The organism is uncultured Campylobacter sp. (assembly GCF_938040115.1).
Classification (GTDB): Bacteria; Campylobacterota; Campylobacteria; order Campylobacterales; family Campylobacteraceae; genus Campylobacter_A.
In genome coordinates this window covers 1-7,698 of record NZ_CALHXD010000092.1, presented here as the reverse complement: position 1 = coordinate 7,698, position 7,698 = coordinate 1, and the positions used below count along the sequence as shown (strand labels likewise).

8 protein-coding genes are annotated in these 7,698 nt (G+C 46.3%); 3 read left to right on the top strand and 5 right to left on the bottom strand.

The annotated features are described in order from the left end of the window. Positions 1-302: hypothetical protein (locus tag Q0314_RS03325; protein WP_298056481.1), on the bottom strand; the 302-nt coding region annotated here is incomplete at its 3' end. Between the two features lie 79 nt (positions 303-381). Here Q0314_RS03325 and Q0314_RS03320 point away from each other — a divergent pair. Continuing rightward, positions 382-1,653, top strand: coding sequence for an aminotransferase class I/II-fold pyridoxal phosphate-dependent enzyme (locus Q0314_RS03320; RefSeq protein ID WP_298056479.1), 1,272 nt, complete (start codon positions 382-384; stop codon positions 1,651-1,653). A 163-nt stretch (positions 1,654-1,816) separates the two neighbouring features. On the opposite strand, the gene Q0314_RS03315 is transcribed toward Q0314_RS03320, so the two are convergent. The 4 genes from Q0314_RS03315 to Q0314_RS03300 form a co-directional block, all read right to left on the bottom strand. After that, the gene (locus tag Q0314_RS03315; protein WP_298056476.1) at positions 1,817-2,161 is read right to left on the bottom strand and encodes a hypothetical protein; all 345 of its coding nucleotides are present in this window, start codon (positions 2,159-2,161) and stop codon (positions 1,817-1,819) included. Positions 2,162-2,430: 269 nt separating this feature from the next. Continuing rightward, complete coding sequence (locus tag Q0314_RS03310) at positions 2,431-3,876, bottom strand: potassium/proton antiporter (RefSeq protein ID WP_298056473.1); 1,446 nt, start codon at positions 3,874-3,876, stop codon at positions 2,431-2,433. Positions 3,877-4,001: 125 nt separating this feature from the next. Beyond that, a complete protein-coding gene (locus tag Q0314_RS03305; RefSeq protein WP_185898707.1) occupies positions 4,002-4,379 on the bottom strand; it encodes a helix-turn-helix transcriptional regulator in 378 nt (125 codons plus the stop codon). A gap of 1 nt (position 4,380) precedes the next feature. Then, positions 4,381-5,253, bottom strand: coding sequence for a DnaJ C-terminal domain-containing protein (locus Q0314_RS03300; RefSeq protein ID WP_298056468.1), 873 nt, complete (start codon positions 5,251-5,253; stop codon positions 4,381-4,383). A gap of 176 nt (positions 5,254-5,429) precedes the next feature. Between Q0314_RS03300 and Q0314_RS03295 the strand changes: the two genes are divergently transcribed. Both Q0314_RS03295 and Q0314_RS03290 read left to right on the top strand, forming a co-directional pair. Beyond that, positions 5,430-6,845, top strand: a complete 1,416-nt coding sequence (locus Q0314_RS03295; protein WP_298056465.1) for a Do family serine endopeptidase — start codon at positions 5,430-5,432, stop codon at positions 6,843-6,845. Between the two features lie 266 nt (positions 6,846-7,111). Continuing rightward, on the top strand, positions 7,112-7,698 hold a 587-nt coding region (locus Q0314_RS03290), incomplete at its 3' end, for a response regulator transcription factor (RefSeq protein ID WP_298056463.1).

Sequence of the window (7,698 nt, the reverse complement as noted above, 5' to 3'; positions counted from 1 at the left end):
TTTTCTTTTTTATACGTTTTTTGATTTTTTAGCTTTTCTAGCGCGTTGGCGCAGGTTATTAGCTCGGCCCTATCGCCGCCTTTTACGACTAAATTTACGAAATTTTCAAGAGATTTCGAGTAGGCGTTATCTAAAAAAACCGGCTCGATCTTGCGTAAAATTTCGGCGTTTTTGCCCACCCTAGCGCGAAATTCGTCCTCGTTAAAATCCTCTCTTTTTAGCGCGCTAATCGCCGCTTTTGCGAATTTTTCCAGGCCGCGCAGGTATTTTACGCGCTTAAATTTGTCGTTTTGTTCAGCCATTTTTTCCTTTCAAAAGCCCAATTATACCAATTTAAACTTTTAGCGGTTATAATGCGCGCAAATTTTACAAGGAGAAAAAATGCAAAAAGAGACGATCGCCACGCACTACGGCTACGATACCAAGGCTGGCCCGGGAGCCATGGCGGTGCCGATTTACCAGACTACGGCTTATGATTTCGGTAGCGCCGAGGCGGCTGCAGCGAGATTTGCGCTAGAAGACCCGGGCCACATCTACACGAGGCTGGGCAACCCGACTACGGACGTACTAGAGAGCCGTATAGCCGCGCTCGAGGAGGGCTCGGCCTCTATCGTGACAGCTAGCGGTCAGTCGGCGATTTTCTACTCGATCGCAAATTTAGCCGCAGTCGGCGACAACATCGTCGTGGCAAAGAAAATTTACGGCGGCACGATGGTTCTTTTTATACATACGCTTAAGCGTTTTGGCATCGAGGCGCGAGTGTTTGACAGCGACAGCGCGGACGATCTTGAAAATTTGATAGACGACAAAACTCGCGCGATATTTTTCGAGACGCTATCAAATCCGCAAATCGCAATCCCGAATTTTAAAAAAATCGTCGAGATCGCGGACAAGCACGGCGTCGTAACGATCGCAGATAACACCGTGCCTACGCCGATCATTTTCCAACCGCTAAATCACGGCGTAGACGTCGTCGTGCATAGCGCGAGCAAATATATCTGCGGCCAGGGCCTAAGCCTAGCGGGCGCGGTCGTATCTAGTAAAAATTTAAACGCCAAACTAGTCGGCAACGCCAGATACGCGCACTTTAACGAGCCTGACGAGAGCTATCACGGGCTAGTTTACGCGCAGATGGCGGATAAATTCGACATCTATACGCTGCGCATGAGAGTGGCTTTGGTGCGCGATATAGGCGCTACGATCTCGCCTTTTAACTCCTGGCAGCTCATACAGGGGCTTGAGACGTTAAGCGTTCGTATCGAGAGGCACTCGCAAAATGCGCGCAAAATCGCCGAGTTTTTAAACTCGCACAAATACGTAAAACGCGTAACCTATCCGACGCTAAAAAGCGACTCGGAGCACGAAAAGGCGCAAAAATACTTCAAGGACGGCATGGCTAGCGGGCTAATGTGCTTTGAAACCGATAGCTATGAACGCGCCGTAAAGATGCTTAGCAAGGTAAAGCTCTTTAAAATCGTCGTAAATATCGGGGACTCAAAGTCGCTCATCACGCACCCGGCCTCCACTACGCATCAGCAGCTCTCCGCCGAGGAGCTAACGAAGGCGGGCATAACAAAAGAGCTAATCAGAATAAGCGTCGGCCTAGAAAACGCAGACGACCTCATCGCCGATCTTGCGCAGGCTTTGGAGTAAAAGAGGGTTAAATTTGAAAGATAAATTCGGCTAAATTTAAGCTAAATTCAAATATACCCCTTCGGCGGTTTCACCGCCCTGGGGCTAAGCACTAGATTGTTAAATTTGATCAAGAGGGCTTCCCTCTTGATCCTTGGCTCGTCCAAACTCAAATTTGAGCAGGCTACTTGTCCTTTTTCCTATCGGCTTTTTCTTTTATCTCTTCCGCCGCCTCAAGATCGCGCTGCGCTTTTTCAAAGCTCTTACGCGCTTTATCGACGCGGCGAGAGTTTTTAGTGCTGCGGTCGCCCTCGTAAGCCTCTTCTGCGTCTTTTAGCGCCTGCTCCGCTTTGCCGAAATTCATCTGCGCCGCTTCTAGGTTATTCGTAGCCTTATTACCGCCCGCTAGCTCCGCCTTTGAAGTTACCTTACCCGTAACTGGGTTACGTCCGATAGTCATATCAAGCTCGCGTTTGGCGCGCTCCGCAGTGCCACGATTAACGTCGCACTCCATTTTACCGCCAATCATTACCCCCCCAATATATCTAGGGGTATTTTTCGGGTCGTTACAATCGACTTTTTCTTTTGCATAACTAAAAGTAATACCTAAAGCGGTTATTAAAAATAAATTTACAAACTTCATTTTTATTTCTCCTCTTTAACGTTTTTATCTTTATTTTTATTAAGTCCTTTTTTATTTCTTATTCTACGAAATGCACTTGAAAATGTAGATAAAGTCATTTCCTCAAATTTCATTTCTATTTCCTTTCTTTAAATTTTATGCAAACGGCAGCAAATTTACGCCGTAAACGTCTTTAGGGTTTCGTTGTATTTGTTCTCGTCCTCGCACTGGATCAGTAGCAAGTCGCCCTCTTCAAACACCGATGAGCCCGTCGGTTTGACGTATTCGCCCTTGCGCTTGATGAGTAGCACCAAAAAATCGCTAGGAAGCTCGAGCTCGGCTAGGTTTTTGCCCACAACTTCGGCGTCAAAGCGTATGGTGTGCTGGCGCAAAGTATGGTAAAAGATCGGTAAATTCGACATCTCGACTTCTTTTGGTGCGGCTTCTTCTTTGACGCCGCATTTTTGCGCGGCCTTTTCCAGCGTCATGCCCTGGATGATGATCGAGACGAACACGACGAAAAATATCGTGTTAAAAATAAGCTCCGAATTTGGCAAATTTGCCCCGAACGGATAGGTCGCAAGTACGATAGGAACGACGCCTCGAAGCCCGACCCACGAGATAAATATCTTTTCTTTAACATTATACCTAGAAAGTAAAAGCGAGAGAAAAACGCCCATAGGACGCGCGACGAACATGATCCAAAAAGCGACCACGGCGCCCGCAAGCGCGACGGCGGGTAGCTGAGAAGGATTTACCAAAAGTCCCAGCGTCAAAAAGATAACGATCTGCATCGTCCACGCGATACCGTCGTGAAAACCGATCAAATTTTTCTTATGCGCGAACTCTTTTTTATTTATAAACATTCCCGCGATATAAACAGCCAAAAAGCCGTTGCCGCCGACTTTGCCGGCTAGCACGTATAAAAGCATGACCCAAGCCATCGAAAACACGGGATATAGTCCCCAGTACTCAAGCCTTAGGCGGTTAAAAAGCCCGGGCAGCGCGACGCCGAACATATAGCCCATCAGCCCGCCTAGCAAAAACTGCTTAACCAGCGTTAACGCAACATCGGGAACGCTGGGGATCGTGGCTATGGAGATGATTTGTAGTATCGTGACGGTTAAAAAAATCGCCATCGGGTCGTTTGATCCGGACTCTAGCTCCAGAAGCGGACGGATGTTGTTTCGCAGCGAAATTTCCTTTGCTCCTAGTATCGCAAACACCGCCGCAGCATCGGTCGAGGAGATGATAGAGCCAAAAAGCAAAGCCTCTAGCCAGTCAAGGCCTAGTAGGTATTTTACCAGTACGGCTATCATGCCGGCAGTTAGCACTACGCCAAGGGTGGCTAGGATGATGCCGTTTACCATGACGGGGCGGATAGATTTTAAATTTGTATCGAGGCCACCTGCGTAAAGTATAAAAATAAGCGCGATAGTGCCCACGTCTTGGGCGATTTGGCGATTATTAAAATCAAGCCCGAGCAGTCCGTCCGAGCCCGCGAGCATACCCACGGCCAAAAATACGACTAGCGACGGGATACCGAATCTATCAGAAACCTTGCTAGAGACGATACAAGCGATGAGCAGGATAGAAAAAAATAATAAAAAAGTTTCTAACATTGTGCCTCATTTGAGTTCAAAGCGGGGCAAATTTAAGGCTAAATTTAGCACCACTAAAGCCTCAAATTTGGCGCGTTTTGTAAATAAATTTTACCCGATTTTACCTTTTTAACGGATAAAAAGGACTAATTTTTATCATCATAAAAGATGAGATCAAAGCTATTTTTGCGCTTTACCAGAGCTTTTTTAGACGGCACGCCGCCCTGCTCCATTTTAGCTAGCTCCTCTTTCATCTGCCTTATCATTACTTCAGACTGCTCGATCTGCTCTTTTAGCTGCAAGATGATATCGACGCCTGCTAAATTTACGCCAAGATCGCGCGTTAGACGTAGTATCATCTTGATGCGGTCCATATCTTTTTCGGAGTAAAGGCGCATCTTGCCCTCGGTTCTTGATGGCTCAAGCAGCCCCTCGCGCTCGTATTGGCGAAGCGTCTGCGGATGTATGGAGAGCACCTTTGCTACGACGCTGATTAGATATACCGGTTCTTCGTATTGTTTCATTTTACGCCTCCGGAAGTTTTTGCTTCATGAGTTCGGCTAGCTCGCCGTCTAGGGCATTTACGTCCGGCAAAGACACGCGCGCTCGCAGGTACAGATCGCCGAATATCCCGCTTTTTCTATTTTGCACGCCGTACCCTTTGAGCCTGATTTTTTGCCCGGATTTTGAGTTTTCGGCGATTTTTATCGTGACGTCTTTTTTAGGCGTTTTTACATCTATCTTACCGCCGAACATCATTGTTTTTAGAGGAATCAGCACGTCTTTATATAGATCGTCGCCGTCTCTTTCATACTCGTCGCTAGGCGCGATATTTACGGTTAGGATCAGATCTCCGCGCCCGCCGCTACCTTTGCCTTTTATGCGCAGCTTTTCGCCGTCATTGATGCCGTTTGGGATTTTTATTTTGATGTTTTCGCCGTTAAAATTTATCGAGTGCTCGCCGCCCTTTACCGCTACGTCAAACGGGATAGTTACCTTCGCGCGGGAGTCTAGATCCTCCTCGTCCTCAAAGCCGCTAAATCCGCCAGTCTGTCTAAATCCGCTAAAGCCGCTTCTGCTTGAAAAGCCGCTAAAACCGCCTCCGCCGAAGATATTTTTTAAAATTTCGTCCAAATTTCCCATACCCGAGCTGCTCGCAAAGTCGTGGAAATTTTGCCCGCCAAACATCGCGTCGCCGTGCCTGTCGTACTGCGCGCGCTTTTTTTCGTCGCTTAAAATTTCATACGCGGCGTTTATCTCCTTGAATTTATCCTCCGCGCCCGGGTCTTTGTTAATATCGGGGTGGTACTTGCGAGCCAGCCTACGATAGGCCTTTTTGATCTCGTCGCTAGTGGCCTTTTCGGACACCCCTAACGTTTCGTAAAGACTATTGCTCATATTATGTCCTTCTAGTCAATTAATTTTATAGGGATTATAGCATAAAGATTTAGCGTATGTCAATCAAGTATAGTAAATAAAAACGATTTTAAACGACTTAAATAATAATTAACTTTACGTTGAGCTTAACGCCATATAATCGCGCTTTGAAAAAAATTTTATCAAAAGGAAAAGTAATGAAAAAGATAATGATATTATCTTTGGCTACTTCTTGCGCGATCTTTGCCGCAAGCATAAACTTTAACGAACCCGCAGAGGATTTTACTAGAGTAAATCCGGAATTTAACAAAAACGTCGTGCTGTCCTACAACAGCTCTATCGCCGACGCTAAAAAATCGGTCGTAAATATCTCCACTACAAAAACCGTCAGCAGCAACGTTGCAGATATGAACGATATGTTTAGCGATCCGTTTTTCAAGGACTTTTTTGGATTTCAGTTTAACATCCCTCAAGAAAAACAAAAAAGTAGCTCGCTGGGATCTGGCGTCGTCATATCTAGCGACGGCTACATCGTAACAAACAACCACGTCGTAGAAGATAGCGACGAGATCGTAGTAACGCTTCTAGATAGCGACAAAGAGTATAAGGCTAAAATCATCGGTACCGACCCAAAAACAGACCTAGCCATCATCAAAATAGACGCAAAAGAGCTAAAAGCCATACCGTTTGCCGACTCGGCCAAGCTGATGGAAGGCGACATTGTATTTGCCATCGGAAATCCTTTCGGCGTGGGCGGCAGTATCACTCAAGGCATAGTTTCCGGCTTAAATAAAGACAACATCGGACTAAATCAATATGAAAATTTCATCCAGACAGACGCCTCGATAAACCCGGGTAACTCAGGCGGCGCGCTAGTCGATAGCCGCGGCTACTTAGTAGGCATAAACTCGGCCATACTTAGCCGCAGCGGCGGAAACAACGGCATCGGCTTTGCCATCCCGTCAAATATGACTAAAGATATCGCCAAAAAACTCATCGAAGACGGCAAGATCGAGCGCGGATATATCGGCGTGATGATAGCAAATCTCAACGAGGAGCAAAAAGAGATCTATAAAAACAAAGAAGGAGCGCTCATTAGTAGCGTAGAAAGCGGCCTTCCTGCGGATGTCGCGGGACTAAAGCGAGGCGATCTGGTCATCAAAATCGACGATAAAGAGATCAAAAACGCTAACGACCTAAAAAATCTCATCGGCTCACTAGCTCCAAACAAAGAGATCACACTAACCTACGAGCGCTCCGGTAAAATCGAAACCGCCAAGATAAAACTAGCTAACGCCAATACAAAATCAAGCGCTCCGGCGACAAAAAACGGCACGGCTATCGAGGGTCTTAGTGTCACGGCGATCGATGACAACGCAAGGTATAAATACCGCCTAGCCCCCGATGCTACAGGCATCCTAGTAACAGACGTAAAAGCTGGCTCAAATGCCGAAAAAATCGGCTTTGAAAAAGGCGACATCATCATCCAAATCGCCGAGGAAAATATCAAAAATATGGATGACTTTAACAAAGCCCTAGCAAGCGCAAAAGGCAAAAAAACGCTCGTTTGGGTTAATCGCGGCGGACTTTTCCAAGGTCTTGTTATAAAATAATTTCTACTCTAAGGCGCGGGAAACTGCGCCTTTTTTCTTTTTTAAATTTTCCAAATTTTACCAGTCAAATTTGACGCTCTATCATTTTAAATTTGACCTGATTAAATTTCTAGTTTCAAATTTGAGCATCTTAGTTTGGCTCAAATTTTACTAAGCTTAACAAAAGCGTCCGTCTGCAAGCTGTAAGCGTAGCACAACAAAAAACAAGCCGCTACCGCCATTAAAAATTTAGTCAAAACTCGCTATAATCCCCAAAAGGACATAAAATGATAAAAATTTTGATGATAGAAGATGATTTGGAGCTAGCGGAAATTTTGACCGAATTTTTAGCAAAAAGCGATATGGATGTAAAGACTGCAGAGGAGCCGTATATCGGGCTTTCGACGCTAAACGTAGAAAAATTTGACCTCGTGATCCTAGACCTCACGCTACCGGGACTCGATGGCCTAGAAGTGTGCAAAGAGATCCGCAAGCGCCACGATGTGCCTATCATCATCTCTAGCGCACGCCACGACATCACCGACAAGGTAAATGCCCTAGATAACGGCGCGGACGACTATCTGCCAAAGCCTTACGACCCGCAGGAGCTGCTAGCTCGTATCAAAAGCCACCTGCGCCGCCAAAGCACTGTAGCGGGCGCAAATTTAAGCGGCGCAAAAGAGAGCGCACGCGAAAAAGACATCGCGGTAGATGATTTTAAGCACATCATCACGCTAAAAGGCGAGCCGTTAAATTTGACCGCGGCGGAGTACGACATCCTAAAATACATGCTACAAAAAGAAGGCGGCGCGATCACTCGCGAGGAGTTCATCTACAACTGCGCAAGCATCAGCGAGGACTCGACGAACAAGAG

Coding starts and splice junctions, on each gene's coding strand:
- Q0314_RS03300 (WP_298056468.1), bottom strand. CDS start 5,253: ATGAGCAATAGTCTTTACGAAACGTTAGGGGTGTCCGAAAAGGCCACT.
- Q0314_RS03295 (WP_298056465.1), top strand. CDS start 5,430: ATGAAAAAGATAATGATATTATCTTTGGCTACTTCTTGCGCGATCTTT.
- Q0314_RS03315 (WP_298056476.1), bottom strand. CDS start 2,161: ATGATTGGCGGTAAAATGGAGTGCGACGTTAATCGTGGCACTGCGGAG.
- Q0314_RS03320 (WP_298056479.1), top strand. CDS start 382: ATGCAAAAAGAGACGATCGCCACGCACTACGGCTACGATACCAAGGCT.
- Q0314_RS03305 (WP_185898707.1), bottom strand. CDS start 4,379: ATGAAACAATACGAAGAACCGGTATATCTAATCAGCGTCGTAGCAAAG.
- Q0314_RS03310 (WP_298056473.1), bottom strand. CDS start 3,876: ATGTTAGAAACTTTTTTATTATTTTTTTCTATCCTGCTCATCGCTTGT.